Origin of the sequence: Streptomyces sp. NPDC000075 (assembly GCF_040301925.1) — a bacterium.
Taxonomy (GTDB): Bacteria; Actinomycetota; Actinomycetes; order Streptomycetales; family Streptomycetaceae; genus Streptomyces; species Streptomyces polychromogenes.
This window is the reverse complement of record NZ_JBEPFL010000004.1, coordinates 278,344-302,948: the sequence shown is the minus strand read 5'-3', so window position 1 is coordinate 302,948 and position 24,605 is coordinate 278,344. Positions and strand designations below refer to the sequence as shown.

The following is a 24,605-nucleotide window of genomic DNA, read 5'->3' as shown; positions in this document are numbered from 1 at the left end:
CCCCCGGATTGTGCCCCGTCAATCCCCGACGGGACACCGGTCGGGACGGGACTTTCGCAGCCCCGTCTCCCGGAGGGGGCCTGCCGCCCCGCCCGCCGTCGGCGGACGGGACCGCTCCGGAAAACCGGACGCCGCTCCCGCGGTCAGCGGACGAGACCCCAGCGGAAGCCGAGCGCCACGGCGTGGGCCCGGTCCGAGGCGCCGAGCTTCTTGAACAGCCTGCGGGCGTGCGTCTTGACCGTGTCCTCGGAGAGGAAGAGCTCGCGCCCGATCTCCGCGTTGGACCGGCCGTGGCTCATGCCCTCCAGCACCTGGATCTCGCGCGCGGTGAGGGTGGGCGCGGCGCCCATCTCGGCCGAGCGCAGCCGGCGGGGGGCCAGCCTCCACGTCGGGTCGGCGAGGGCCTGGGTGACGGTGGCCCGCAGTTCGGCGCGCGAGGCGTCCTTGTGCAGGTAGCCGCGGGCGCCGGCGGCGACCGCGAGGGCCACTCCGTCGAGGTCCTCGGCGACCGTCAGCATGATGATGCGGGCACCCGGGTCGGCGGACAGGAGCCGGCGGACGGTCTCGACGCCGCCGAGGCCGGGCATCCGGACGTCCATCAGAATCAGGTCGGACCGGTCGGCACCCCAGCGGCGGAGGACTTCCTCGCCGTTGGCAGCCGTCGTCACACGCTCGACGCCGGGCACGGTGGCAACCGCGCGCCGGAGCGCCTCTCGGGCAAGCGGGGAGTCGTCGCAGACGAGGACGGAAGTCATGACCGCCCTCCGCAGCTGCTGATGCGCGTCACCTTGAGCCTCCAGGCTGGTACGTATCGTCACCTGTGCGGTCGATGCTCTCGGACACCTGTCCGGGAACCTGTCGTTTCAACCGCACTCGCTCTCTCAACGACGGTCACTCGAAAGAGTTACGGGTCGGACGGACACCTTCGGCACTCTACGTGAGGAAGCGATCACGACGCTGGAGCCACCCACGGCGCGTCCTCCATCTGGAGCTATGCCCTATTTGGCGGCTTTCCTTCCGTTTGGCATGTGTCTGAGGCTAGATTCCCAATGAGTCATATTTACATCTACTACGACAGTAGGTGTGGAGACATGGACCGTATCCGCCTCAGTACCGGCACCAAGAGGACTACCCATGGCAGATTTCTCCCGCCTCCCCGGACCGAACGCCGATCTCTGGGACTGGCAGCTGCTGGCAGCCTGCCGAGGGGTCGACAGCTCCCTCTTCTTCCACCCGGAGGGCGAGCGGGGCGCGGCCAGGAGTGCGCGCGAGGCCTCGGCTAAAGAGGTCTGCATGCGCTGCCCGGTGCGCTCGGAATGCGCCGCACACGCTCTAGCCGTCCGCGAGCCCTACGGGGTGTGGGGCGGCCTCACCGAGGACGAGCGTGAGGAACTGATGGGCCGCGCCCGCCACCGCCTGATCCCCGCCTCCAGCACGATCGGCCCCAGCACACCGCACTGACTCGAACCGACCACGACCCCCCGGCGTCAGCGGGCGGCGGCCCGCACCAGCTCCCCCAGGGTCGCCGCCACCGCCGGCACGCGCGCCAGGTCGGGCAGCGTCAGCGCCACGACCTCCCGCTCCACCGCCGGCTCCACCGCCAGGGCGCTCACGCCCTTCGCCCGTACGGACTCCACCGCCAGCTCCGGCAGCACCGCCACGCCCAGCCCGGCGCCGACCAGCCCGACCACGGCCGGGTAGTCGTCGGTGGCGAAGTCGATGCGCGGGGTGAAGCCCGCCCCCTCGCACACCTCCACCAGGTGGCGGCGGCAGCGCGGGCAGCCCGCGATCCAGGGCTCGTCGGCCAGTTCCGCCATGCCCACCCGTCCGGCCCCGGCCAGCCGGTGCCCCTCGGGTACGAGCCCGACGAGCCGGTCGGTCAGCAGCGGGGTGACCACGAGGTCCTCCCACTCGGCCGCCGCCGACGCCCCGGCGTAGCGGAAGGCCAGCGCCAGGTCGCAGTCGCCCTCGCGCAGCATCTCCACCGAACGCGGCGGCTCCGCCTCCACCAGGGAGATACGGGTGCCCGGGTGCCCGGCGCGCATCGCCGCGAGCGCGGTCGGCACCAGCGTGGAACTGCCGCTGGGGAAGGACACCAGGCGCACCCGGCCCGCGCGCAGCCCGGCGATGGCCGCGACCTCCTCCTCGGCGGCCGTCAGCCCGGCCAGGATCCCGGCGGCGTGGCGCACGAGGGCCTCCCCCGCCTGGGTCAGCCGCATCTCGCGGCCCGTGCGGACCAGCAGGGGGGTGCCGGCCGACTGCTCCAGGGCCTTCATCTGCTGGGAGACGGCGGGCTGGGTGCAGCCGAGTTCACGGGCGGCGGCGGAGAAGGAACCGGTCCCGGCGACAGCGCGCAGGATCCGCAGGTGGCGTGCCTCAATCACCCTTCGAGCATAAGCCCGCCTTTTGCCTCGTCGGCCGTGTCCAGCCCCGACTTTGAGAATGCGGCCCTCGGGGGGTACGGGAGCGGGCGCGGGCGGCTATTTTGCGCACATGACGACTGCGTTGATCACTGGATCCACGGCGGGCATCGGCGCCGCCTTCGCCCGGCGGCTCGCCGCCCAGGGGCACAACCTCGTACTGGTGGCCCGGGACACGAAGCGGCTGGCCGAGCAGGCCACCGAACTGCACGACCGGCACGGCATCGAGGCCGAGGTGCTGGCCGCCGACCTCTCCACCGAGGAGGGCATCGCGTCGGTCGAGACCCGCCTCGGCGACCGCACCCACCCGGTGGACCTGCTGGTCAACAACGCCGGCTTCGGCAACAAGGGCCGCTACCTCGAGGTCTCCATGGCCGACGAGCTGGCCATGCTGAAGGTGCACGTCGAGGCGGTGCTGCGGCTGACCTCGGCGGCGACGGAGTCGATGCGCTCGCGCGGCCGCGGCGGGGTCGTCAACGTGGCCTCGGTCGCCGCCTTCGTCCCGCGCGGCACCTACGGCGCCAGCAAGGCCTGGGTCGTCCAGTTCACCCAGGGCGCGGCCCGGGACCTGGCCGGGTCCGGGGTGCGACTGATGGCGCTGTGCCCGGGGTTCGTGCGGACGGAGTTCCACCAGCGGGCCGGCATGGGCACCGACAACATCCCGGGCTGGCTGTGGCTGGACGCCGACAAGCTGGTGGCCGCCGCGCTGGCCGACCTGGCGCGCGGGAAGACGGTGTCGATCCCGGACCCGCGGTACAAGGCGCTGATGGGCGTGGTGAAGCTGACGCCGCGCGGGCTGCTCGGCGGGGTGTCCTCCCGGACGGGGCGCAAGTACGGGCCCCAATAAACCGGCCGAACGGGTGAAATCTCCCTAAACTGGACGTGTCTCATCCACCGTGGGAGGCGACGCGATGACGTTCGTACAGGTAATCGATTACGAGACCAAGCGGTTCGACGAGATGAACGCCCTCATCGACCGCTACGCGGAACAGACCAGCGGGAAGCGCACGGTCACCCACACGATGATCGGCCAGGACCGCGACTCCCGGACCCACTACGTGGACCTCGTCGAGTTCCCCTCGTACGAGGAGGCGATGAAGAACTCTCACCTCCCCGAGACCGACCGGATGTTCCAGGAGATGGTCGCCCTCTGCGAGGGAATGCCGAAGTTCATGAACCTCGACGTGGTGCGCGACGAGTACCTCAACAAGCTGGTCGTGAACCGGATGTTCGAGGAGTGCATCCTCAAGGGCGACTTCGCCGTCCTGGACGAGTGCCTGGCGATGGACTACAAGGACCACGACATCATGGAGAGCGAGGGCCAGAGCGACGGCCGCGACGGCATGCGGCAGACCATCACCATGTGGCGGGACGCCTTCGACTTCTCCTTCGAGAAGACCCGGCAGATCGCCGAAGGCGACTGCGTCACGACCCTGTGGAACTGGAAGGGCGCCCAGAAGGGCGAGTTCATGGGCGTCGCCCCGACCGGCAAGGACGTCACGATGTCGGGGTGTACGACCTTCCGTATCGAGAACGGCCGGATCGCCGAGGGCTGGTGGTACTACGACGCCCCGAGCCTGATGCGCCAGATGGGCATGATGCCCGGCTAGAGCGGCACGCGAGAGGCCCTGGTCACCACCGCTTCGCAGCGGTGACCAGGGCCTTCTCGTTCAGCTAGCGCTCAGAGGCGCGTGCCTCAGTGGCTGTGGCCGTGACCGTGGCCGTGACCGGCGTCGGCCTCTTCCTCGGCCGGCTTCTCGACGACCAGGGTCTCGGTCGTGAGCAGCAGGGAGGCGATGGAAGCGGCGTTCTCCAGCGCGGAGCGGGTGACCTTGACCGGGTCGATGACGCCGGCCTTGACCAGGTCGCCGTACTCGCCGGAGGCGGCGTTGAAGCCGTTGCCCTTCTCCAGCTCCGCCACCTTCGAGGTGATGACGTAGCCCTCGAGGCCGGCGTTCTCGGCGATCCAGCGCAGCGGCTCGACGGCGGCGCGGCGGACGACCGACACGCCCGTGCCCTCGTCGCCGGTCAGGCCGAGGTTGCCCTCGAGGACCTTGACGGCGTGGACGAGCGCGGAGCCACCGCCGGAGACGATGCCCTCCTCGACCGCGGCGCGGGTCGCGGAGATGGCGTCCTCGAGACGGTGCTTCTTCTCCTTGAGCTCCACCTCGGTGGCGGCGCCGACCTTGATGACGCAGACGCCGCCGGCGAGCTTCGCCAGGCGCTCCTGCAGCTTCTCGCGGTCCCAGTCGGAGTCCGTGGACTCGATCTCGGCCTTGATCTGGTTGACGCGGCCCGCGACGTCAGCGGCGTTGCCGCCACCGTCGACGATGGTCGTGTCGTCCTTGGAAATGGTCACGCGGCGCGCGGAACCGAGGACGTCCAGACCGGCCTGGTCGAGCTTGAGGCCGACCTCCTCGGCGATGACGGTGGCACCGGTGAGGGTGGCCATGTCCTGGAGCATCGCCTTGCGACGGTCGCCGAAGCCCGGGGCCTTGACGGCGACCGCGTTGAAGGTGCCGCGGATCTTGTTGACGACGAGGGTGGAGAGCGCCTCGCCCTCGACGTCCTCGGCGATGATCAGCAGCGGCTTGGAGCCACCCGCCTGGATGACCTTCTCCAGCAGCGGCAGGAGGTCCTGGATGGAGGAGATCTTGCCCTGGTTGATCAGGATGTACGGGTCGTCGAGGACGGCCTCCATACGCTCCTGGTCGGTGACCATGTACGGGGAGAGGTAGCCCTTGTCGAAGGCCATGCCCTCGGTGAACTCCAGCTCCAGGCCGAAGGCGTTGGACTCCTCGACGGTGATGACACCGTCCTTGCCGACCTTGTCCATCGCCTCGGCGATGAGCTCGCCGACCTGCGAGTCCTGCGCGGAGAGCGCGGCCACGGCGGCGATGTCGGACTTGTCCTCGATCGGGCGGGCGGTCGCGAGGAGCTCCTCGGACACGGCCTTGACCGCGGCGTCGATGCCCTTCTTCAGGGCGGCCGGGGAGGCACCGGCGGCGACGTTGCGCAGACCCTCGCGGACGAGCGCCTGGGCGAGCACGGTCGCGGTGGTGGTGCCGTCACCCGCGATGTCGTTGGTCTTGGTCGCCACCTCCTTCACCAGCTGCGCGCCGAGGTTCTCGTACGGGTCGTCCAGCTCGACCTCGCGGGCGATGGTGACACCGTCGTTGGTGATGGTGGGGGCGCCGAACTTCTTGTCGATGACGACGTTGCGGCCCTTGGGGCCGATCGTCACCTTGACCGTGTCGGCAAGCTTGTTGACGCCGCGCTCGAGGGCGCGACGGGCGTCCTCGTCGAACTTCAGGATCTTCGCCATGGGAGCGGTTCAGCCCTCTCGAAAACTCGGGTTTAACGAACCGCGCCCCTCGCCGCCCGGCAATCAGCGGGGTGACCAGGGGCGCAGTTCAAAGCAATGCGTGAGAAGTGATTACTTCTCGACGATCGCGAGCACGTCGCGGGCCGAGAGGACGAGGTACTCCTCGCCGCTGTACTTCACTTCGGTGCCGCCGTACTTGCTGTACAGCACGATGTCGCCGACGGAGACGTCCAGCGGGAGACGCTGGCCGTCCTCGAAGCGGCCCGGGCCGACCGCGAGGACGACGCCCTCCTGGGGCTTCTCCTTCGCGGTGTCCGGGATGACCAGGCCGGAGGCCGTGGTCTGCTCGGCGTCGAGCGGCTGGACCACGATGCGGTCCTCAAGCGGCTTGATGGCAACCTTGGAGCTGGCGGTCGTCACGATCCGACCTCCCCCTTCGGAGATCCGGGGTTAACTGTCTGAGGTGGCGACCAGGTCGATCCGTCGTCGCGGGTGCCGGACCTGCCTGTCGCTGTGTTGGCACTCACCGGTGGCGAGTGCCAGGTGTGACACTATTCCGGCGATTAGCACTCGGTCAAGCGGAGTGCCAACACGGTCCGCCGGATCCACGTATTCCGGCCGCGGCTGCCCCCGTTTGGCCCAAACCCGGCCCCACGGGGTTCGGCGCGCGGTGTGTGAGGCTGGACGGGTGCGCATCCTGGTCGTCGAAGACGAAGAGAACCTGGCCGAGTCCCTCCGGCAGGGCCTGTCCGCCGAGGGCCACCGCGTCGAGGTCGCCCACGACGGACACCGCGGGCTGGAACTGGCCCTCACCGGCGGACCGTACGACGTCGTCCTGCTGGACCTCATGCTCCCCGGCCCCGGCGGCGCCGAGATCTGCGCCCGGATGCGCGCCCACGGCGACCCCACCCCCGTCCTGGTCCTCACCGCCAAGGACGGCGAGTACGACGAGGCCGAAGGCCTCGACGCCGGAGCCGACGACTACCTCACCAAGCCCTTCTCCTTCGTCGTGCTCGGCGCCCGCCTGCGCGCCCTCGCCCGACGCGCCGCCGGCCCCGGGCCCGCGCCCGCCGTGCTCCGCGCCGGGGACCTGGTCCTCGACCCCCACGACCGCCGCTGCCGCCGCGGCCCGCAGGACATCGAGCTCACCGCGCGCGAGCTCGGCGTCCTCGCCTGCCTGATGGAGCGCCCCGGCCGGGCCGTCGCCAAGCAGGACATCCTCGACGAGGTCTGGGACTCCCCGCACGGCATCGACCCCAACATCGTCGAGGTCTACGTCTCCTCCCTGCGCAAGAAGATCGACGCGCCCTTCGGCCGCCGCTCCATCCTCACCGTCCACGGCACCGGCTACCGCATGGCCCCCGACGGCGGCTGACCGTGGTCAGCAGCCTGCGCGCCCGGACCGCGCTCGCCGCCGCGCTCGCGATGGCCGCCGTGCTCGCCACCGGCGGCCTGTGGCTGTACACCCTCATGCGCGGCAACCTCCTCGACAACACCACCGGCCGCACCGAGCTCGCCGCGCGGAAGGTCGCCGCCCAGGTCGACACCCGGACCCTGCCGCCCGGCGGCCGGCTGCCCGCCCCCGAGAGCGGGGTCGACCTGGTCCTCGTACGCGACGCGCGGGGCCGGACCGTCGCGAGCACCGCCGCCGGCGGGGAGCCCCGGGACATCCCCCGCCTCGACGGGCTGCGCCCCGGCCCCGGGCAGGACTCCCGCTCGGCCGTGCTCGCGCCCGCGCACCCCGGCGCGCAGCGGCGCGTGGTCGTGGCCGTCGGGGCCCCCGGGCCGCCCGGGGCGCACGACCCGGCCGCCCCGCACACCGTGTACGCGATGACCGTGCTCGGCGACGTCGACGACGCCACCCGCGCCGTCGCCGTCGGGCTGCTCGGCGGGGCACCCCCGATGATCGCCTTCGCGGCGGCCCTCGCCTGGTGGGCCACCGGGCACGCGCTGCGCCCCGTCACCGCCATCCGCTCCGGGCTGGCCGCCGTCACCGCGAGCGAACTGGACCGCCGCGTCCCCGACCCGGGCGGCGCCGACGAGATCGCCCAGCTGGCGCGGACCGTCAACGACACCCTCGACCGGCTGGAGCGCTCCGACGCCCGGCAGCGCCAGTTCACCGCCGACGCCTCGCACGAGCTGCGCAACCCGCTGGCCGCCGTCCGCTCCCGGCTGGAGGTGGCCCTGGCCATGGAGCGGCCCGACCGGGCGTCGGTGGCCGCCGCGCTGGCCGACACCGAGCGGCTCCAGCGGATCGCCGCCGACCTGCTGCTCCTGGCCCGCCTCGACGGCGGGCCCGCGCCGCGCCCCGAGCCGGTGGACCTGGCCCTGCTGGCGGCGGAGGACGCGGCGCGCCGGCCCGCGCCCCGGGTGCCGCTGCGGGTGGAGGCGCCGGAGCCGGTGCCGGCGTACGGGGACGCGGCGCGGCTGGAGCGGGCCCTGGCCAACCTGGTGGACAACGCCCTGCGGTACGCGCGGGGCGGGGTCGTGGTGCGGGCCGCCGCGCGGGACGGGTGGGCGGTGCTGGAGGTGGCCGACGACGGCCCGGGGATCCCGGAGGCGGACCGGGACCGGGTCTTCGAGCGGTTCGTACGGCTGGACGCGGACCGGGGCCGGGCCAGCGGCGGCACCGGGCTGGGCCTGGCGATCGCCCGTGAGATCGCGCGGGCGCACGGCGGCGGCGTACGCGCGCTGGGCGCGCCGGGCGGGGGCGCGCTGCTGGAGCTGCGGATCCCGTCGGGGGGCGGCTGAGCGGCCGGCTCTCAGGTTTCCTTCAGCGCCCCTGCGTCAGGATCGGGCGGCATGAGCGCGCGACGGAGGAAACCCGGCACCGGCAGCGGCACCAGCACCGGCCCTGGCACCGGCACCGGTCACCGCAGGCAGGCTCCCCGGCGGATCGGCCGCACGCTGCTGGTCACGGGCTGCGCGCTGGCGCTGTCGGCCGCCGGCACCGTCTGGTACGTCTACCGGGACCTGGCGTCGAGCATCGGCAGCTCGAAGGCGCTGGAGGGTGCGCGGAAGTCGGCGCACGGCGATGTGAACGTCCTGCTCATCGGCCTGGACAGCCGCCGCGACCAGAACGGCGACCCGCTGCCGGAGGCGGTGCTGGACCAGCTGCACGCGGGGAGCTCCGACATCGGGGGCTACAACGCCAACACCATGATCTTGCTGCACGTGCCCGGTGACGGCGGTCGCGCGAAGGCCTTCTCGATACCCCGGGACGATTTCGTCGAGATAGCGGGGGCGGGGGCCGGCGCGGGCCACAAGGACAAGATCAAGAAGGCGTACGGGCTGGCGAAGTCGGCCGAGGAGGAACGGCTCTCCGCGCAGGGGGTCAAGGACCGGCGGCAGCTGGAACGAGAGGGCCGCGAGGCGGGGCGCAAGGCGCAGATCGAAACGGTGCGGAACTTCCTGGGCGTGCCGGTCGATCATTTCGCCGAGCTGAACCTGGCCGGCTTCCACCACCTCGCGGACGCGCTGGGCGGCGTACCGGTGTGCCTGCGGAAGCCGGTGAAGGACCGGTACTCGGGGGCGGACTTCCCGGCCGGCCGGCAGACGCTGAACGGCAGGCAGTCGCTGGCGTTCGTACGGCAGCGGCACGGCCTGGACGGGGGCGACCTGGACCGGACGAAGCGGCAGCAGGCATTCCTGGCGGGGGCCACGCAGAAGCTGAATTCGGCCGGGACCTTCACCGATCCGGTAAAGCTGATCAAGCTGATCGACACGGCGAAACAGGACGTCGTGACGGACGCCGGGTGGGATCTGCTGTCGTTCGTGAAGCAGGCGAAAAACCTGTCCGGCGGAAAAGTGCAATTTTCGACACTCCCCATCGAGGGCTTCGCAAGGAACCATGGGGAGGACATCAACGTCGTAGATGATATGAAGATAAAGCGCCTCATTGCCGAGCAGATCGGTCCCCAGACCGCCGCTGCGACCCCGAGTGCACCGGGCGCCGCATCTCCTTCCTCCCTCCCCTCATCGCCGTCAGCCCCTCCGCCGTCGCCGCCGGGGGCGCAGCCGTCGCCCGAGTCCGAGCCGGACACCATCGACGGCGGCGGCGTTCCGTGCGTGGACTGAGGCCGCTGACGGCGGCGGGGGCCCGCCGCCGTACCGAAGCGCTCCTGCTGGTCTTCGTCGTCGGCATCGCCGTGTTCGGACACGTGAGCGCGGGCCTGGCCATGAACGGCGAGCTGCCGCAGCACCTGACCAGCTTCGTGATCAGCATGACCCTGCTCTCGCTGGTGGGACACCTGGGCATCCGCCGCTTCGCGGCATACGCGGACCCGCTGATCTTCCCGCTCGCCATGCTGCTGACGGGGCTGGGACTGGTCCTGATCCACCGGCTCGACCAGGGGTACATCGAGCGCTACGGCTCCGACGCGAACGCGCCCGGCCAGCTGATGTGGACGGTGGTCGGGGTCGCCGCCTGCCTGCTGGTGGTGGCACTGCTGCGGGACCACCGGCTGCTCCAGCGGTTCATCTACATCACGATGGCCGTCGCGCTGGTGCTGCTGATCGCGCCGGCGTTCTTCGGCGCGGACACCTACGGCGCGAAGCGCTGGATCATCCTGTTCGGGTTCTCGCTCCAGCCCGGCGAGTTCGTGAAGATCATGATCGCGATCTTCTTCGCGGGATACCTGGTCATCCACCGCGACTCGCTGGCACTGACCGGCCGGAAGTTCCTGGGCATGCGGCTGCCGCCGATGCGCCAGCTCGGGCCGATCATCACGGTGTGGATCATCTCGCTGCTGGTGCTGGTCTTCGAGCGCGACCTGGGCACCTCGCTGATCTTCTTCGGCGTGTTCGTGGTGATGCTGTACGTGGCCACCGAGCGCACCAGCTGGATCGCCTGCGGCCTGGTCATGGCGGCGGGCGGCGCCTTCGTGGTCGGCTCGACCGAGCCGCACGTCAAGGCGCGCGTCGCGGCCTGGCTCAACCCGCTGTCCTACTACTGGGAGAACCGCCCGCCCGGCGTCACCTCCGACCAGTCGGCACAGGCCCTGTTCAGCTTCGGCACGGGCGGCGTCTCGGGTACGGGCCTGGGGATGGGCCACCCCGAGCTGATCAAGTTCGCGGGGCGCAGCGACTTCATCCTGACGACGGTGGGCGAGGAGCTCGGCCTGGCCGGGGTCATGGCCGTACTGCTGCTCTACGCCCTCCTCGTGCAGCGGGGCCTGCGGATGGCACTGGCCGCGCGGGACCCGTTCGGCAAGCTGCTGGCGGTGGGCCTGGCGTCGGCGCTGGCCCTCCAGGTCTTCGTGGTCGCGGGCGGCGTCACGGGCCTGATCCCCCTCACCGGCAAGGCCCTCCCCTTCCTGGCGAAGGGCGGCTCGTCCCTGCTGGCCAACTGGATCATGATCGCCCTGCTGCTCCGCATCAGCGACAGCGCGGAACGCCAGCGGGAGGCGGACGCCCGGGGCCCGGTGGAGACGACGATCACCCCGGTGGTGGGGGCGGTGCGGTAGGGGCACGGGGCTCGGTGGGGGCCAGCCATCACCCCCGCGAGGCGCCGGGGGCCGGGCGGTGGCTGCCCACCCGCCCGACCGGGGTGTGGGCGGGGCGGGGGTGGCACGGTGCGGCGGGGCCGGGGGAGGGCGGGGCCTGAGCCGGGCGGTCTCAGGGAGGGCTGGGGGTTTCCCGTCAGTCCCATCGTCCTTCCGCGTCGGGCCGGCCAGTCAAGAGCGCTCCTTCGTCGCGTCGCTACGCGATGTCGCTGCGCTCCACTCTTGACAGCCCGCCCCGCCACGAAAAGCCGAAGACTGCCGGGAACCCCCCAAAGGAACGGGACGGACGTTCCTTGGACATGAGCCGGAATCAGCGCCCAGCCGGGCAGACCGGGCCACGGCAGACCACACGTCCGGCCCCCGCAATAGGCAATCGGCGCCACCCCACGCATCAGATCGCTACGCGCTCCTCCCGCCTCAGCGTCCGGCCGCCGTCCGGGGCCGCTACCCGCCCCAAAAGCCGACGAGATCGGCATCCGGGACCGGCGGGCGCATCAGATCGCTACGCGCTTCTCTCATCTCAGCGTCTCGCGGCCGTCTGGGGCTGGTCATAGGCGGGGTGGACGTTGGCGACGGCGGTGGTGAATTCCCGGCCGGACGCGTTCCGGATGTAGGCCAGCTCCGTCCAGTGCTCAATGCCGGTGTCCGAGACGCCGCAGGCGATGTCGCGGACGCGACCCCGGTGGTGTGCCGGGATAGCCGGCGTCACCCCCGGATCGTCGAGGCCCTCGGGTTCACCCCACCGGCCGGGCACGATCGAGCGATGGCGAGTCGCGCGTCTCGTCCACCAGGCACTCGCCCACGTCGAAGACCACAGCGCGAATCGACATGCGGGCAGCCTAGTCACAGAACGAGACCCGACCTCAACCTTGTTAGCTGTTTAGCTAATGAGCTAAGTTGCGAGCATGACGGAAGCTCATGACGAGGCGGGGGCCTTCCGCGCCCTCGCCGATCCGACGAGGCGACAGATCCTGGAGGACCTCAGGGGCGGCGAGCTCGCCGCCGGGGAGATCGCGGCCAGGTTCTCGATCAGCGCGCCCTCCATCTCACGGCATCTCGGCGTGCTCAAGGGCGCCGGGCTGGTCACCGAGCGGCGGGAGGGGAACCGGATCCTCTACTCGCTCGCCGAGGACCGGCTGGCCACCTCGATCGGCCGGTTCCTGAGCGCCGTATGCCCTGAACAGATCGTGCTCCGCCACACCAAATGGCGCCCCGGGGCGCAGAGCGAGGGATCATGAAGCAGCCGGCCATGTCCAGCGTCATCGAGCGGCGCCTCCTGGTGAACTACCGGGTCGCACCGGAGGCGGCGGCCCGTCTGCTGCCCGAGCCGCTGCGCCCGCAGCTGGTGAACGGCTACGCCGTCGCGGGCATCTGCCTGCTGCGCCTGGGCAGCGTCCGGCCCACCTGGGCACCCGCGGCGGTCGGCATGCGCAGCGAGAACGTGGCACACCGCATCGCCGTCGAATGGGACGGACCGGAAGGCGTCGAAACCGGTGTCTACATCCCCCGGCGCGACACCGCCTCCCGGCTCAACGCCTGGGCCGGGGGCCGCCTCTTCCCCGGTGAACACGGCCGCGCGGACTTCGAGGTGGACGAGACCCCCGACCGGGTGCGCGTCGCACTGGCGACACGCGACGGCGACACCCAGGTCGACGTGACCGTCGACCTGTCCGACGAACTGCGGGGCAGCGAGCTGTTCGCCGACCTCGCCGAGGCCTCCCGCTTCTTCCAGCAGGGGTCGAAGGGCCTCTCCCCCACCAGCAACGGCCGCCACCTGGAGGGCATGCGACTGAGCACGAACGCCTGGCGGGTGGAAGCGGGCCGCGCCGTCTCCGCCACCTCGTCGTTCTTCGATGACCCGGACCTCTTCCCGCCGGGAACGGCCACCCTGGACTGTGCCCTGGTCATGCGCAACGTCCCCGCCACCTGGCAGCCACTGCCTGTCATGGCTTCCCGGCAGGACGCCCGACTCGCCGGTTGACGACCCCGACCACCGTCCTCACGCGCCCGATGGGGCCCTGTTCGTCATGGGGTGCGGGTAGCAACCCAAGACGGCGGCGAGACGCTGAAATGTGGGCAGCGCGTAGCGATCTGATGCGCCCGCCGGTCCCGGATGCCGATCTCGTCGGCTTTTGGGGCGGGTAGCGGCCCCGGACGGCGGCCGGACGCTGAGAAATGAGGAGCGCGTAGTGATCTGGTGCGTGGGGTGGCATGGCTTGCTGGTTGACGGGGCCGGATGGCTGGTCTGCCGTGTCCCGGTCTGCCCGGCTGGGCGCTGATCCCGGCTCATGTCCAAGGAACGTCCGTCCCGTTCCTTTGGGGGGTTCCCGGCAGTCTTCGGCTTTTCGTGGCGGGGCGGTCTGTCAAGGGTGGAGCGCAGCGACATCGCGAAGCGACGCGACCGAAGGGAGCGCCCTTGACAGGCCGGCCCGACGCGGAAGGACGATGAGACTGACGGGAAACCCCCAACCCTCCCTGAGACCGCCCGGCCGAGACCCCGCCCTCCCCCGGGCCCCAGGCCCCGGGCCCCCTACCCCTACAGGTAGTCCTCCAGCCGGCCCACCTTGTACCCCTGCTCCTGTATGTGCTGGAGCATCCGGGTCACCATGTGGATCTCCGTCGCGCCCTTGAGTTCCGACGGGCCGCGGAAGTGGGCCAGGATGATGTCGCCGGGCTTGAGGGCCGAGCCCTCGGCGTACTGGAAGTCGTTTATCTGCATCGACGCCCGCCACAGCACGACCGTGTTGATGCCGCACTCCGAGGCGGCCTTCAGGGTGTCGTCGTTGTAGTTGCCGAACGGCGGGCGGAACAGAACGGGCCGCTTGCCGAAGCGCTTCTCCAGGCGCTCCTGCTGGCCGCATATCTCCTGCTTCTGCGCCGCGAACGCCAGCGTGCGCATGTTGGGGTGCGTCAGCGTGTGGTTGTTCACCGTGCTGTTGGAGCCGTTGTCGCGGAGCTTCTCGAAGTAGCCGTAGTCCGACGACGCCACGTTGTCCGTCAGGAACATGCTGATCGGCAGCTTGAGGTCGGCCGCCATCTTCAGGAACTCGGGGTCCTTCTCCGCGCCGTCGTCGAAGGTCAGGAAGACGACCTTGTCGTTCGGGGCCACGGGTATTCGGTCCACCACCACCGGCTTGCCCGGCCCCGCCGCCTTGGGGAGCTGGGGCTTCTGCGCGGGCTTCGGGGCGTACTGGAGCGGGGCGGTCAGCCCCCACTTGCGGTACGCCTCGTCGCCCGGGGTGCCCGCCTGCGCGGAGGGGGCCGCGGAGGGCCGGGCGGACGGGGAGGCCGACGGGCTCCCCGACTGTCCGGCCTTGCGGCCCAGCCGCTCGATGGGATCCACGCTGTTCCCGCATCCCGACAGGGACAGCGCGAGCGCGCCGGCCGTCAGCGTCCCGGCTACCAGCCGACGCGCGTACTTCACAGGTAATCCTCCAGGCGGGCCACGGCATACCCCTTGTCCGTGACGGTCTTCATGACATGACGGATCATGTCAGGCATGGTGCCCTTCCAGTCCTCGCGACCCCGGAAGTGCGTGAGGATGATGTCCCCGGGGTGCAGGTCCCTGTCCCATTCACGGTAGTCCATCCGGTTCGGGAAGGCCTCCGCGTTCCACAGGGGGACCGCCTTGATGCCGCAGGACTTCGCCGCGCGCAGGGTGTCCTGGTTGTAGTTGCCGTACGGGGGCCGGAAGAGCCGGGGCCGCGCGCCGAACTGCTTCTGGATGGTGTCCTGCTGCCCGCAGATCTCCTCGCGCTGCTGCTCGTAGTTGAGGCCGGGCATGTAGCGGTGGTTGAGGGTGTGGTTGTTCAGGGTGACGCCGGCGGCCTGCATCTCCTTGAAGTACGGGTAGTTGTCCCGTACCAGGTAGTCGCTGAGGAACGCCGTGTACGGGATCTTCAGCTCCTGCATCATCCGGATGAACTCGGGGTCCTTCTCGGCGCCGTCGTCGACGGTCAGGAAGACCACCTTGTCCTCGGTGGGGACGGTGGTGAAGACCGGGGGCAGCTCGTCCTGGCCCTCGACCTCGAAGCCCTCGCGGGTGGTGATCTCGGGCTTGGTCCTGGGCCCGGCCGGGGCCATCAGCGGGGTCTTGGCCAGTCCCCACTTCTTCGCCATGACGGCGCGTGCCGCCTGGGCGGCCTTGAGCTTCTCGGCGGAGTTGGCGAGGGCGCCGGCCGCGCCGGGGCCGGCCTCGGCGGCGGGACGGTCCGGCTTGCCCTTGACCGGCGCGGCCGAATCCGCGGCGCCGCACCCCGTACCCAGGGCGGCGACCAGCAGCGCGGCCGCGGCCACCCCGTACCGGCCGCGCGGGCGTGCCGCGGACCGGTGACCAAACTGCGTGGGATTTCCCTTTTGTCGTACTAGCTGCATAGCAGCGGATCTTTGCACCACCCAGCCCGGCGCCCCGGTCGACACCACGGCCGGAGCCCTCCCTTCCACCGACTGGCCGACAATGGAGCCGTGACTCCCGAAGACTTCGCCGCGCTCCTCACCCCCGAGGGCCGCGCGCTCCTCGACTCGCTCCGCGACTACGACCCCGCCCAGGAGCTGGCCGTGGCCACCCGGCTGCGCCGCGAGCACCCCGCCGCTCTGGTGTCGGCGGCGCTGGGGCAGGCCCGGCTGCGGCAGCGGGCGGTGGCGAAGTTCGGGGCCGAGGACGCGTTCCGGATGTTCTTCACCCCCGGCGGCGGGGAGATGGCCACCCGCGCGTCCGTGGCCTCGTACCGGGCCGAGCGCCTCGCCGGCCTGGGCGTACGGAGCGTCGCGGACCTGTGCTGCGGCATCGGCGGCGACGCCCTGGCGCTGGCGCGGCGCGGGATCCGGGTGCTGGCGGTGGACCTCGACCCGCTGACGGTGGCCGTCGCGCGGGCCAACGCGCAGGCGCTGGGGCTGGCGGACCTGATCGAGGTCCGGGAGGCGGACGTGACGACCGTCGACGTCTCCTCGTACGAGGCCGTCTTCATCGACCCGGCGCGACGCGGCGGGCGCGGGCGGATCTTCGACCCGGAGTCGTACTCGCCGCCGCTGTCGTGGGCGGTGGGGGCTGCGCGGACGGCGAAGTACGCGGCCATCAAGATCGCGCCGGGGATCCCGCACGAGGCGGTGCCGGCGGAGGCCGAGGCGGAGTGGATCTCGGACCACGGGGACGTGAAGGAGGCCGTGCTGTGGTTCGGCACCGCCCCCGGGACGGTACGGGCCACCCTGCTGCCGGGGCCGGTCGGGCTGCACACCGCCGAGCCGCTGCCGGATCCGCAGGCGGGGCCGGTGGGGCGCTGGCTGTACGAGCCGGACGGGGCGGTGATCCGGGCGCACCTGGTCGCGGAGGTGGCGGAGCGGCTGGACGGGCGGCTGATCGACCCGACGATCGCGTACATCACGGCCGACGAGCTGCGGGACACCCCGTACGCGACGGCCTACGAGATCACGGACGTGCTGCCGTTCGGGCTGAAGAAGCTGAAGGCGCTGCTGCGCGAGCGGGAGGTGGGGGTGCTGACGGTGAAGAAGCGGGGGTCGGCGATCGAGCCGGAGGAGCTGCGGCGGAAGGTGAAGCCGTCGGGGCCGAATTCCGCGACGGTGTTCCTCACCCGGGTCGCGGGGGCGCCGGCGATGCTGATCGGCTCGCCGGCGGCCTGAGGGGGTGCGGGGCGCCGCCGCCCCGCACCCTGCGGGGTGGGCAGGGTGCAGGGTGGCGCCGTCGCGCGAGCGGCCCCGGGCTGCGCCCGGGCTTCCGGGGCTCCGCCCCGGACCCCGCGCCTCAAACGCCGGCGGGGCTGGATTCTGGCCGGCCTCGGCGGCCAAGTGCCACGCCCTCGCACCTCACACGCCGGCGAGGCTGGATTTCGCCGGGCGGGAGTGGATCGGGGTGGTGGTGGCGACGGCCTGGGCCCGCTTCGGGTGGGGCCTGCGCGCCCGGAGGGACCAGCTGTAGTGGGTGGCGGCCTTGGCCAGGCCCAGGAGGGCGGTGATCCACAGGATCATGCCGAGGCCCATGAAGTAGGCGATCTGCCCCACCGTCTCCGTGCCCGGACGGGCCCCCGCCGCCGAGGTGAAGGCCGTCCAGAGGCCGAGGGCGCCCAGGGCCAGCGAGGCCACCAGCCAGACCAGGCTGCGTACCGGGGCCCGCAGCCCCGTGTCCGCCCCGGGGTCCCGGTCCTCGACGGCCCACGCGCACAGCAGCCGGTGCACCCGGCGCTCCTGCCGGGCGCCCCGGACGAAGTACCGCCCGGCCGGTACCAGCACCGCGAGCCCCATCAGGGCGAAGACGGCCCCGAAGAGGTACTCCACGCCCTCGCCGGACTCGAAGGTCATCACAGCCGTGCTGACGAAGGTCCAGCCGAGCGCGAAGACCGCCGCGGTCAGCCAGAGCAGGACCAGCCGCCCCAGGCCCAGGGTGCGGCGGCTCAGGTCCGCGAGGAAGCGCGCGCGGTCGGCCCGTACGGCGCTCTCGTCCAGCCACTCGCGCAGGTGCGCGGGCGGCGGCGGGGGCGGCAGGTCACGGCGGCTAGGCATGCGCATGACCCTAGCGGCGGCCCGTGGAGCATCACCGCAGCGCTCCTCGACCCTCGCTCAGCCGCCCGGCGTGACCTCGACGGACTCGAAACGCCAGCGGTGCACGGCCCGGGTGATCAGGTCCGCCGCCGGCTCCGGCAGCTCGGGCAGGTCCGCCGCAGGGCCGCCCTCCGGGGTCTGCCACCAGGTGATCACGAGCACCCGGTCCTGCGCGGCCCGCAGCACCTCGCGGCGCAGCGGCTCGCGGGCCAGGACCTGGGCGCGCGCCCACTCCAGCAGTTCGTTGCCCCGGCCTTCGACGGCCCGGGCCTCCCACATCAGCGCGACGACGGTGCTCACGAGTAGAGGTTGTCCTTGCTCAGCTCGTGCACGTGGTCGTGCGAGTGCGTGTGCGCGTGCCCGTGGGAGTGGGAGTGGGCGTGGCCCTCGCCGTGCCCCTCTCCCTCGCCGTGGCCCTGGGACGTACCCGGGACGTGGGGGTCCGTGACCGGGAGGGAGGAGTCCGCCGAGAGGTCCCAGTCCGAAGCCGGACGGTTCCGCTTGACCATCTCCGCGCCGAGGGCCGCGACCATGGCGCCGTTGTCGGTGCACAGCTTGGGCCGGGGCACGCGCAGGATGATGCCCGCGTCGTCGCACCGCTCCTGCGCCAGCGAGCGCAGCCGGGAGTTGGCCGCCACGCCGCCGCCGATCATCAGGTGGTCCACGCCCTCGTCCTTGCAGGCGCGGATCGCCTTGCGCGTCAGCACGTCCACCACGGCCTCCTGGAAGGACGCCGCCACATCGCGCACCGGCACCTCCTCGCCCGCGTTCCGCTTCGCCTCGATCCAGCGGGCCACGGCCGTCTTGAGGCCGGAGAAGGAGAAGTCGTACGCCGGGTCGCGCGAGCCGGTGAGCCCGCGCGGGAAGTGGATGGCCTTGGGGTCGCCCTCCCTCGCCAGCCGGTCGATGACCGGGCCGCCGGGGAAGCCCAGCTGGAGCACACGGGCGATCTTGTCGAAGGCCTCGCCGGCCGCGTCGTCGATGGTCGCGCCGAGCGGCCGTACGTCGCTGGTGATGTCGGGGGCGAGGAGCAGCGAGGAGTGGCCGCCGGAGACCAGCAGGGCCATGGTCGGCTCGGGCAGCGGGCCGTGTTCCAGCTGGTCGACGCAGATGTGCGAGGCGAGGTGGTTGACCCCGTAGAGCGGCTTGCCCAGCGCGTAGGCGTACGCCTTGGCCGCCGAGACGCCGACGAGCAGCGCGCCCGCGAGGCCGGGTCCGGCGGTGACGGCGATGCCGTCGAGGTCGCGGGCGCTGACGCCGGCTTCCTTCAGGGCGCGCTCGATGGTCGGGACCATCGCCTCCAGGTGGGCCCGGGAGGCGACCTCGGGGACGACGCCGCCGAAGCGGGCGTGCTCGTCGACACTGGAGGCGACCGCGTCGGCGAGCAGGGTGGTGCCGCGGACGATGCCGACGCCGGTCTCGTCGCAGGAGGTCTCGATGCCGAGGACGAGCGGTTCGTCAGCCATGGGTCTCACTGCTCTCAGGGTGTTCGGGGTTCTCTGTGGTCGGGGTGGCGGGGGCGGCCGTCCGGGCCGGGTCCGTCAGGCGCATCACCAGCGCGTCGACGTTCCCCGGCTGGTAGTAGCCGCGCCGGAAGCCGATCGGCTCGAAGCCGAAGCGCTCGTAGAGCCGCTGGGCGCGGGTGTTGTCGACCCGGACCTCCAGCAGCACCTCCGCGCATTCGAAGTCGGTCGCGGCGCGCAGCAGCTCGGTGAGCAGCCGGGCGCCGAGTCCGGTGCCCCACTGGTCCTTGGCCGCCGCGATGGTCTGTACGTCGCCCAGGTCGCCGGAGGCCGCGAGCCCCGCGTAGCCGACCAGGCGGCCGGAGGCGCCCGGGGCGGAGCCGCTGTCGGGAGGAAGCTCGGCGACGACGTAGCGGCGGCTGGCGTGCGGGCCGCGCGCGTGGGCGAGTTCCGACCAGAACATCCCGGCCGACCAGGCGTCCTCGGGGAAGAGCTCGTGCTCCAGTTCCAGCACCGGTGCGATGTCCCACCAGCGCATCTCGCGGAGCACTGCGGTCGGGGCCGTCACTGCGGGGTGACCACCTTGTAGTTCTTCGGCACCTGGGCGTCGGGCCGGCGCAGGTAGAGGGGGGCCGGGGGCACGCCGTCGGCGTTCTCGAACGGGATGCCCGCCGCGAGGCGTTCCGCGGCCAGGGCGGCCAGGGCGGCGGCCGACTGGTGCTCGGGGTCGCGGGCGTCGGGGAAGACCTCGGGGTAGAGCCGGGCGCCCTGGCCGACCGCGGGAAGGCCGGCGACCTGCTCGGCGATGTCGGCCGGGCGGTCGACGGCGGGCTCGCCGACGCGGGTGCGCGGGTCCTCGTAGCGGGCCCAGTAGACCTCCTTGCGCCGCGCGTCGGTGGCGACGGTGAAGGGGCCCTCGATCCCGGCGGCGCCCGCGGCGTACGCGAGCCCGTCGAGGGTGCACAGGCCGTGCACGGGGACGCCGAGGACGGCGGCGAAGGAGGCGGCGGTGACGAGGCCGACGCGCAGCCCCGTGTACGGGCCGGGCCCGACGCCGACGACGATGCCGGTGACGGCTTCGAGCTTCACCCCGGCCTCGGCGAGGACCCGGTCCACGGACGGGAGCAGCAGCTCCCCGTGGCGGCGGGCGTCGACCTGGTGGGACCGGGCCAGGACGGACTCCCCGTCGTGCAGGGCGACGGTGACGGCGGGCGTGGCGGTATCTACGGCGAGCAAGAGCACGCGAACAGCCTACGACTCCCGGGCCCCCGGGCCTTGCGGCCGGTCGCAGCGGGGCCCGGCTGCTACCTTTCGACCGGGAGTACGACGCGGCGGCGGGCAGCAACGGCGCGGCGAGGCAGCGGGATCCGGAACGCGCAGGCGCGGAGAGGTGGAGCAAGGTGGCACGCAGCAGCTCGGGAATCGTGGCCGGGCTCACCGTCGCGGCGATCGCCGCCATCGGCTTCCTCGGCTACCAGGCGCACGCGACCGCTCCCGCGCACCCCGCGAAGCCGGCCGCGCAGGCCCCGGCGAACCCGCAGAACCAGGCTCCGGCGCAGCAGGACGCGGCGAAGCCGGCGGTGCTGCCGGCGGAGTCGGGCAGCGGGCAGCGGGTGGTGTACTCGGTGTCGCAGAAGCGGGTGTGGCTGGTCGCGGAGGACGGCAAGGAGCCGAAGACGTTCACGGTGGTGCCGAGCACGGTGCACCCGGCGCCCGGCAGTTACCTCGTCAACTCGCGGGCGGGTACGGTCACCGGCTCGGACGGGGTGCCGATCGAGCACGTCGTCCGGTTCGCCAGCAGCGCCGAGGGCATCGCGATCGGGTTCAGCGCCCGCGCGGACGGCGCGCTGCCGCAGCCGGACCCGGCGAAGAAGACGGGCGGCATCCGGATGTCGCGTGCGGACGGGGACGCCATGTGGGCGTTCGCGCTCTACAACTCGAAGGTCGTCGTCGTCCCGTAGGCCGTCCGGGGGACCGGGCCGTCCGGTCGGGTCCTTCATCCGTACGGAGGACGGCGCGCGGGGTCCCGCAGGGCGTCAGGCCGCTTCCGGCTCAGCGGAGGCGGCCTGTTCCGTGTCCGCCGCGTCCTCGGCCGCGGGATCCCGCGGGCCCGGCTCCGAACGTACGGGCGGTGTGGACACCGCGGTGGCGGCCACGCCCGCCGCGAGCAGGGCCCGCATGGACACGACGGGCGCTCGCTCTGCTCCTGCTGCCGACATGGCTGCCTCCTGAGACCCCGGGACGCCGTACTTAGGCACACCTAACCAGCGCTCGGTACCATGTCATCACGCGGGCCCGCACCGGCGCAACGGTTTCCCGACGAGTTGTCGGTACCTCGTGGCGGCCGGACCTGCCGCGCACCGCGGCCGTTACGCGCCCGCGGCCGTTACGCGCCCGCTGACAGCCGTGCCAGCTCCGGCCCGGCCTGCGCCCACCGCGCGCCGACGCCGCGCAGCGCGACCTCGCGGACGTCGTCCAGGACCTCCTCGTGGCCGACGGCCCGGCCGATGACCACGTGCAGCCGGTCGTCGGAGAGCTCCTCCACCTTGCCGTCGCCCCACTCCACGACGACGACGGACTCGGGCAGCGAGACGTCGAGGTCCAGGTCCTCCATCTCGTCCAGCCCGCCGCCGAGCCGGTACGCGTCCACGTGCACCAGCGGCGGCCCGTCGCCCAGGGACGGGTGCACCCGGGCGATCACGAAGGTCGGCGAGGTCACGGCCCCGCGCACGCCCAGCCCCTCCCCCAGCCCCCGGGTCAGGGTGGTCTTGCCCGCGCCGAGCTCACCGGTCAGCAGGACCAGGTCGCCGGGGCGCAGCAGTCCGGCGATCCGGCGGCCCAGCTCCTGCATGGAGGCGGGCGAGTCGACGGTGATCAGGGTCTCGGCGGCGGCCTCGGCCAGGGCCTCAGCGGCCGGGCTGCGCGGCGCTTCCCGCTGTACGTCTTCCATGCGCCCCAACGTTAGTCGGTGCGGGGACGGCTCCGGCGCGGGCCAGCAGGCCGGTGAGCAGCCCCGTCACGATCTCGGGGCGCTCCAGCATCATCAGGTGCCCGGTCTCCTCCAGGACCACCAGCTCGGCGGCCGGGAGTTCCTCCTTGATCGCCACGCTGTGGGCGGCCGGGGTGATCATGTCGCGGTCCCCGGCGACGACGGTGACCGGCAGCTCCGCGAACCGCTGGAGGGCGGCGCTCTTGTCGTGGGTCTGGAAGGCCGGGTAGAACTCGGCGACCACGTCGATCGGGGTGGCCTCGATCAGCCGCTCGGCGAAGCGCGCGACGCCCGGGTCCACCTCGCGGGAGCCGAACGAGTAGAGCTTGATCATGCCGGCGAAGAGGTCGGCGGTGGCACGGCGGCCCCTCTCCACCAGCTCCACCTGGGAGCCGAGGGCCTTGAGCACGCCCGGCAGCAGGCGGCGCACGGCGCCCTGACCGATGGACGGCAGCCCGTACGTGACCTCGTCGAGCCGCCCGCTGGACGTGCCGACCAGGGCCACCCCGAGCACGCGCTCGCGCACCAGCTCCGGGAACTGCTCGGCGAGGGCCATGACGGTCATGCCGCCCATGGAGTGGCCGACGAGGACGAGCGGGCCCTCGGGCGCGGCGGCGTCGATGACGGCCTTGAGGTCGCGGCCGAGCTGGTCGATGGTGACGGGCTCGCCGTCGGCCTGGGCCAGGCCCCGGGCGCTGCGGCCGTGGCTGCGCTGGTCCCAGTAGACGGAGCGGACGACTCCGCGCAGGGCCGCGCGCTGGAAGTGCCAGGAGTCCTGGCTGAGGCAGTAGCCGTGGCAGAAGACGACGGTGGCCGGGGCGGGGCCCTTGCGGCGCGGTCTGCGCTTGCCGCCCGGGGAGGGCGGGTCGAGGTCGTCGACCTCGTAGTAGAGCTCGGTGCCGTCCTCGGCCCGGCAGGTGCCCTCGGTGCCGCGCAGGGAGCCGTAGTCCCCGGCGGCGTCCAGCGCGAGGCGGGCCTTGCGGCGGATGCCCCGGCCCACGGTGATCCGTTCGACGGCGACACCGGCCGCGGCGCCCGCCGCTATGACGCCGATGGCGGCGCCGGCCCAGCCGGCCTTGCGCCAGTTCTCGCTCACGACCCGTTCCCGCTCACGACGTCGCCGTCCTCACTCAGCTCAGCCGCCGAGGTAGACCCGGGGCACCCGACCTCCGATACGGGTGACGATCTCATACGCGATCGTATGCGCCGCTTGAGCCCAGTCCTCGGCGGTCGGCTCGCCTCGCTCGGCGTCGCCGAGGATGACGGCCTCGTCGCCCGCCTCGGCGAGGTCCTCGCCGAGGTCCACGACGAACTGGTCCATGGCGATCCGCCCGGCGGCCCGCCGGATCTTCCCGGCGACGAGCACGGGCCCGCGGCCGGAGGCGTTGCGCGGGATGCCGTCGGCGTAGCCGGCGGGCACGAGCGCGAGGTGCGTCTCGGACTCGGTGACGTAGTGGTGGCCGTAGCTCACGCCGTGGCCGGCGGGGACGGTCTTGACCAGCGCGAGGGAGGCCCTGAGGGTCATCGCGGGCCGCAGGCCGAGCTGGGCGGGGGTGCCGAGCTCGGGCGACGGCGAGACGCCGTAGACGGCCAGGCCGGTGCGGACCAGGTCGAAGTGGGTTTCGGGGAGGGTGAGGGTCGCGGGCGAGTTGGCGATGTGCCGGACCTCGGGGTCGACGCCCTCCTTCTCCGCGTAGGCCAGCATGTCGCGGAAGGCGTCGAGCTGGAGCCGGATGGAGGGGTGGCCCGGCTCGTCGGCGCAGGCGAAGTGCGACCAGACGCCGGTGACCTGGACGGTGCCCTCGGCCTGCGCGGCGACGGCCGCGCCGACGAGCTCGGCCCAGTCGGCGGGCTGGCAGCCGTTGCGGCCGAGGCCGGTGTCGGCCTTGAGCTGGATCCGGGCGGTACGGCCGGCCGCGCGGGCGGCCGCGCGGACCTCCTCCAGCGCCCACATCCCGCTGACGGAGACGTCGATGTCGGCCTCGATGGCCTCCCGCCAGGGCCCGCCGGGGGTCCACAGCCAGCACATGATCCGCCCCTGGATCCCGGCGGCGCGCAGCTCCAGCGCTTCCTCGGGGGTGGCGGTGCCCAGCCAGGCGGCCCCGGCCTCCTGGGCCGCGCGGGCGCACGGGACGGCGCCGTGCCCGTAGGCGTTCGACTTGACGACGGCCATCAGCGCGGACCGCGGCGCCCGTGCGCGCAGTGCGCGCACGTTCGCCCGTACCGCGTCAAGATCGATCTCGGCGTACACGCGCGTCGGTGTCTCGTTCATCGCCCACAGTCTCTCAGAACCCGTGCCGGTTGCCGCCCCGGCGGCGTCCGAGGCGGCCGGTGGCACCCCTGGCGGCAGCG

Annotated in this window: 27 protein-coding genes; 11 read left to right on the top strand and 16 right to left on the bottom strand. The window is 72.4% G+C overall.

The features are described 5' to 3' along the window. Positions 1-143 precede the first annotated feature (143 nt). On the bottom strand, positions 144-755 hold the full coding sequence (locus ABT403_RS07450) for a response regulator transcription factor (RefSeq protein ID WP_003948568.1): 612 nt from the start codon (positions 753-755) through the stop codon (positions 144-146). Positions 756-1,134: 379 nt separating this feature from the next. On the opposite strand from ABT403_RS07450, the gene ABT403_RS07445 reads away from it, so the two are divergent. After that, positions 1,135-1,461, top strand: a complete 327-nt coding sequence (locus ABT403_RS07445) for a WhiB family transcriptional regulator (protein WP_344163607.1) — start codon at positions 1,135-1,137, stop codon at positions 1,459-1,461. A gap of 26 nt (positions 1,462-1,487) precedes the next feature. Here the strand turns inward: ABT403_RS07445 and ABT403_RS07440 are convergent, their stop codons facing one another. Beyond that, positions 1,488-2,384 (bottom strand): LysR family transcriptional regulator, encoded by an 897-nt coding sequence (locus tag ABT403_RS07440; RefSeq protein WP_344163605.1) that lies wholly within the window; start codon positions 2,382-2,384, stop codon positions 1,488-1,490. A 109-nt stretch (positions 2,385-2,493) separates the two neighbouring features. Here ABT403_RS07440 and ABT403_RS07435 point away from each other — a divergent pair, with 109 nt between their 5' ends. Together ABT403_RS07435 and ABT403_RS07430 are read left to right on the top strand one after the other, a co-directional pair. Next, the gene (locus tag ABT403_RS07435) at positions 2,494-3,267 is read left to right on the top strand and encodes an SDR family NAD(P)-dependent oxidoreductase (RefSeq protein WP_344163602.1); all 774 of its coding nucleotides are present in this window, start codon (positions 2,494-2,496) and stop codon (positions 3,265-3,267) included. Positions 3,268-3,331: 64 nt separating this feature from the next. Continuing rightward, the gene (locus ABT403_RS07430; RefSeq protein WP_344163599.1) at positions 3,332-4,030 is read left to right on the top strand and encodes an ester cyclase; all 699 of its coding nucleotides are present in this window, start codon (positions 3,332-3,334) and stop codon (positions 4,028-4,030) included. Positions 4,031-4,116: 86 nt separating this feature from the next. On the opposite strand, the gene groL is transcribed toward ABT403_RS07430, so the two are convergent. Then, entirely contained in the window at positions 4,117-5,745 is a 1,629-nt protein-coding gene (gene groL / locus ABT403_RS07425) for a chaperonin GroEL (RefSeq protein WP_344163596.1), read from the bottom strand. A 111-nt stretch (positions 5,746-5,856) separates the two neighbouring features. Further along, a complete protein-coding gene (groES, locus tag ABT403_RS07420; RefSeq protein ID WP_030230757.1) occupies positions 5,857-6,165 on the bottom strand; it encodes a co-chaperone GroES in 309 nt (102 codons plus the stop codon). A 268-nt stretch (positions 6,166-6,433) separates the two neighbouring features. Here groES and ABT403_RS07415 point away from each other — a divergent pair, with 268 nt between their 5' ends. The 4 genes from ABT403_RS07415 to ABT403_RS07400 are packed head-to-tail and all read left to right on the top strand — an operon-like array spanning position 6,434 to position 11,210. Further along, the gene (locus tag ABT403_RS07415) at positions 6,434-7,120 is read left to right on the top strand and encodes a response regulator transcription factor (protein WP_344163592.1); all 687 of its coding nucleotides are present in this window, start codon (positions 6,434-6,436) and stop codon (positions 7,118-7,120) included. 2 nt (positions 7,121-7,122) lie between these two features. Further along, positions 7,123-8,496, top strand: coding sequence for a sensor histidine kinase (locus tag ABT403_RS07410; RefSeq protein ID WP_344163589.1), 1,374 nt, complete (start codon positions 7,123-7,125; stop codon positions 8,494-8,496). Positions 8,497-8,547: 51 nt separating this feature from the next. Further along, positions 8,548-9,822 (top strand): LCP family protein, encoded by a 1,275-nt coding sequence (locus ABT403_RS07405; RefSeq protein WP_344163586.1) that lies wholly within the window; start codon positions 8,548-8,550, stop codon positions 9,820-9,822. Continuing rightward, entirely contained in the window at positions 9,810-11,210 is a 1,401-nt protein-coding gene (locus tag ABT403_RS07400) for an FtsW/RodA/SpoVE family cell cycle protein (protein ID WP_344163583.1), read from the top strand. The genes ABT403_RS07405 and ABT403_RS07400 overlap by 13 nt, the downstream gene beginning before the upstream one ends. A gap of 559 nt (positions 11,211-11,769) precedes the next feature. On the opposite strand, the gene ABT403_RS07395 is transcribed toward ABT403_RS07400, so the two are convergent. Further along, positions 11,770-11,958, bottom strand: a complete 189-nt coding sequence (locus tag ABT403_RS07395; RefSeq protein ID WP_344165917.1) for a hypothetical protein — start codon at positions 11,956-11,958, stop codon at positions 11,770-11,772. A gap of 196 nt (positions 11,959-12,154) precedes the next feature. On the opposite strand from ABT403_RS07395, the gene ABT403_RS07390 reads away from it, so the two are divergent. Both ABT403_RS07390 and ABT403_RS07385 read left to right on the top strand, forming a co-directional pair. Further along, positions 12,155-12,487 carry a metalloregulator ArsR/SmtB family transcription factor gene (locus tag ABT403_RS07390; RefSeq protein WP_344163580.1) on the top strand — a complete coding sequence of 111 codons (333 nt, stop codon included), beginning with the start codon at positions 12,155-12,157 and terminating at the stop codon, positions 12,485-12,487. Then, the gene (locus ABT403_RS07385; RefSeq protein WP_344163577.1) at positions 12,484-13,230 is read left to right on the top strand and encodes a DUF2071 domain-containing protein; all 747 of its coding nucleotides are present in this window, start codon (positions 12,484-12,486) and stop codon (positions 13,228-13,230) included. Before ABT403_RS07390 ends, ABT403_RS07385 begins: the two co-directional genes overlap by 4 nt. A 555-nt stretch (positions 13,231-13,785) precedes the next feature. Here ABT403_RS07385 and ABT403_RS07380 read toward each other — a convergent pair. Further along, on the bottom strand, positions 13,786-14,673 hold the full coding sequence (locus tag ABT403_RS07380; RefSeq protein WP_344163574.1) for a polysaccharide deacetylase family protein: 888 nt from the start codon (positions 14,671-14,673) through the stop codon (positions 13,786-13,788). Continuing rightward, positions 14,670-15,623: a polysaccharide deacetylase family protein gene (locus ABT403_RS07375; RefSeq protein WP_425580242.1), complete on the bottom strand. Its 954-nt coding sequence runs from the start codon at positions 15,621-15,623 to the stop codon at positions 14,670-14,672. Before ABT403_RS07375 ends, ABT403_RS07380 begins: the two co-directional genes overlap by 4 nt. Before the next feature lie 90 nt (positions 15,624-15,713). Between ABT403_RS07375 and ABT403_RS07370 the strand changes: the two genes are divergently transcribed. Further along, positions 15,714-16,886, top strand: a complete 1,173-nt coding sequence (locus tag ABT403_RS07370) for a THUMP-like domain-containing protein (RefSeq protein ID WP_425580241.1) — start codon at positions 15,714-15,716, stop codon at positions 16,884-16,886. Between the two features lie 183 nt (positions 16,887-17,069). Here ABT403_RS07370 and ABT403_RS07365 read toward each other — a convergent pair whose 3' ends face one another. From ABT403_RS07365 to tsaB, 5 genes are read right to left on the bottom strand one after another with little or no spacing between them, the layout of a single operon-like run. Beyond that, on the bottom strand, positions 17,070-17,762 hold the full coding sequence (locus tag ABT403_RS07365) for a hypothetical protein (RefSeq protein ID WP_344163568.1): 693 nt from the start codon (positions 17,760-17,762) through the stop codon (positions 17,070-17,072). A 57-nt stretch (positions 17,763-17,819) separates the two neighbouring features. Next, entirely contained in the window at positions 17,820-18,080 is a 261-nt protein-coding gene (locus ABT403_RS07360) for a hypothetical protein (protein ID WP_344165779.1), read from the bottom strand. A gap of 17 nt (positions 18,081-18,097) precedes the next feature. Continuing rightward, positions 18,098-19,267 carry a tRNA (adenosine(37)-N6)-threonylcarbamoyltransferase complex transferase subunit TsaD gene (gene tsaD, locus ABT403_RS07355; RefSeq protein WP_344163565.1) on the bottom strand — a complete coding sequence of 390 codons (1,170 nt, stop codon included), beginning with the start codon at positions 19,265-19,267 and terminating at the stop codon, positions 18,098-18,100. Next, positions 19,260-19,832 (bottom strand): ribosomal protein S18-alanine N-acetyltransferase, encoded by a 573-nt coding sequence (gene rimI / locus ABT403_RS07350; protein ID WP_344163562.1) that lies wholly within the window; start codon positions 19,830-19,832, stop codon positions 19,260-19,262. Before rimI ends, tsaD begins: the two co-directional genes overlap by 8 nt. Beyond that, a complete protein-coding gene (gene tsaB / locus ABT403_RS07345; RefSeq protein ID WP_344163559.1) occupies positions 19,829-20,506 on the bottom strand; it encodes a tRNA (adenosine(37)-N6)-threonylcarbamoyltransferase complex dimerization subunit type 1 TsaB in 678 nt (225 codons plus the stop codon). The genes rimI and tsaB overlap by 4 nt, the downstream gene beginning before the upstream one ends. A 158-nt stretch (positions 20,507-20,664) precedes the next feature. Between tsaB and ABT403_RS07340 the strand changes: the two genes are divergently transcribed. Beyond that, entirely contained in the window at positions 20,665-21,225 is a 561-nt protein-coding gene (locus ABT403_RS07340) for a hypothetical protein (RefSeq protein ID WP_344163556.1), read from the top strand. A gap of 75 nt (positions 21,226-21,300) precedes the next feature. On the opposite strand, the gene ABT403_RS07335 is transcribed toward ABT403_RS07340, so the two are convergent. The 4 genes from ABT403_RS07335 to alr all read right to left on the bottom strand — a co-directional run bounded on the left by ABT403_RS07335 (position 21,301) and on the right by alr (position 24,525). Continuing rightward, entirely contained in the window at positions 21,301-21,483 is a 183-nt protein-coding gene (locus ABT403_RS07335) for a hypothetical protein (RefSeq protein ID WP_344163553.1), read from the bottom strand. Positions 21,484-21,650: 167 nt separating this feature from the next. Then, complete coding sequence (gene tsaE, locus ABT403_RS07330) at positions 21,651-22,214, bottom strand: tRNA (adenosine(37)-N6)-threonylcarbamoyltransferase complex ATPase subunit type 1 TsaE (RefSeq protein WP_344163550.1); 564 nt, start codon at positions 22,212-22,214, stop codon at positions 21,651-21,653. Further along, positions 22,171-23,349 carry an alpha/beta fold hydrolase gene (locus ABT403_RS07325; RefSeq protein WP_344163547.1) on the bottom strand — a complete coding sequence of 393 codons (1,179 nt, stop codon included), beginning with the start codon at positions 23,347-23,349 and terminating at the stop codon, positions 22,171-22,173. The genes tsaE and ABT403_RS07325 overlap by 44 nt, the downstream gene beginning before the upstream one ends. A gap of 39 nt (positions 23,350-23,388) precedes the next feature. After that, a complete protein-coding gene (gene alr / locus ABT403_RS07320) occupies positions 23,389-24,525 on the bottom strand; it encodes an alanine racemase (protein WP_344163544.1) in 1,137 nt (378 codons plus the stop codon). Between the last annotated feature and the right edge of the window lie 80 nt (positions 24,526-24,605).